The following is a 1,086-nucleotide window of genomic DNA, read 5'->3' on the forward strand; positions in this document are numbered from 1 at the left end:
GGCCTGGAATCCGAAAGCGCCTTCATGGGCCGCGGCGTTTCCGSCTGCGCCACCTGCGACGGCTTCTTCTATCGGGGCGAGGAAGTCTGCGTGGTGGGTGGCGGCAACACGGCCGTGGAAGAGGCCCTGTATCTTTCCAACATCGCAAGCAAGGTCACGCTGGTGCACCGCCGCGACAAATTCAAGGCCGAGGCCATACTGATCGACAAGCTGCACGACAAGGTCGCGGCTGGCAAGATCGAGCTCAAGCTGCACCATACGCTGGACCAGGTGCTGGGCGACGCCTCGGGTGTGACCGGGGTGCGCCTCAAAAGCACCCAGAACGACGCGACGCAGGACCTGACCCTCAAGGGCTGCTTCATCGCGATTGGCCACCAGCCCAATACCGACATCTTTGCCGGCCAGCTGGAGATGAAAGACGGCTACATCATCACCAAAACCGGGCTGCAGGGCTTTGCCACCATGACCAGCGTGCCCGGCGTGTTCGCCGCCGGCGACGTGCAGGACCACGTCTACCGTCAGGCCATCACCAGCGCCGGAACCGGCTGCATGGCAGCGCTGGACGCCCAGCGTTTTCTGGAACAAGCAGAGTAAGCCAAAAATCCCTTATAATTCAAGGCTTTGCTAAATTCGCCCCAAAAAGGCCGGGTTTGGCAGTCTCGGGTTACCGCCACCCTATTCTGGCGAGGTGAGGCAGGAATGACGACAGGCAGCAAATGCCTCCGACACGACTGCTGTTGAAAAGTACTGGAGTGCACATGGCACGCGTATGTGAAGTCACGGGCAAAGGCCCAATGGTCGGAAACAATGTTTCCCACGCCAACAACAAAACCAAGCGCCGGTTCCTCGTGAACCTGCAATACCGCCGCTTCTGGGTCGAGACCGAAAACCGCTGGGTTCGCCTGCGCGTTTCGAGCGCTGCACTGCGCCTGATCGACAAGAAGGGTATTGATACAGTGCTCGCAGACCTGCGCGCACGCGGCCAAGCTTAAGGAGCACCATCATGGCAAAAGGCGCACGCGAAAAAATCAAGCTGGAATCCACCGCCGGCACCGGTCACTTCTACACGACCACCAAGAACAAGAA

General features: G+C 59.7%; 3 protein-coding genes. All 3 read left to right on the forward strand.

Going from position 1 to position 1,086, the window contains the following annotated elements:
• A partial coding sequence (locus AC1D0P_RS25970; RefSeq protein ID WP_477679358.1) for an FAD-dependent oxidoreductase occupies window positions 1-594 on the forward strand: 594 nt, incomplete at its 5' end.
• A gap of 164 nt (window positions 595-758) precedes the next feature.
• Window positions 759-992: a 50S ribosomal protein L28 gene (gene rpmB / locus AC1D0P_RS25975; protein WP_092128623.1), complete on the forward strand. Its 234-nt coding sequence runs from the start codon at window positions 759-761 to the stop codon at window positions 990-992.
• A gap of 11 nt (window positions 993-1,003) precedes the next feature.
• The coding region (gene rpmG / locus AC1D0P_RS25980; RefSeq protein ID WP_477679359.1) for a 50S ribosomal protein L33 at window positions 1,004-1,086 on the forward strand (83 nt) is incomplete at its 3' end.

Source organism: Polaromonas sp. P1_G2, assembly GCF_056405515.1.

Excerpts from the sequence above, each read along its gene's own strand:
- rpmB (WP_092128623.1), top strand. The coding sequence starts at position 759 with ATGGCACGCGTATGTGAAGTCACGGGCAAAGGCCCAATGGTCGGAAAC.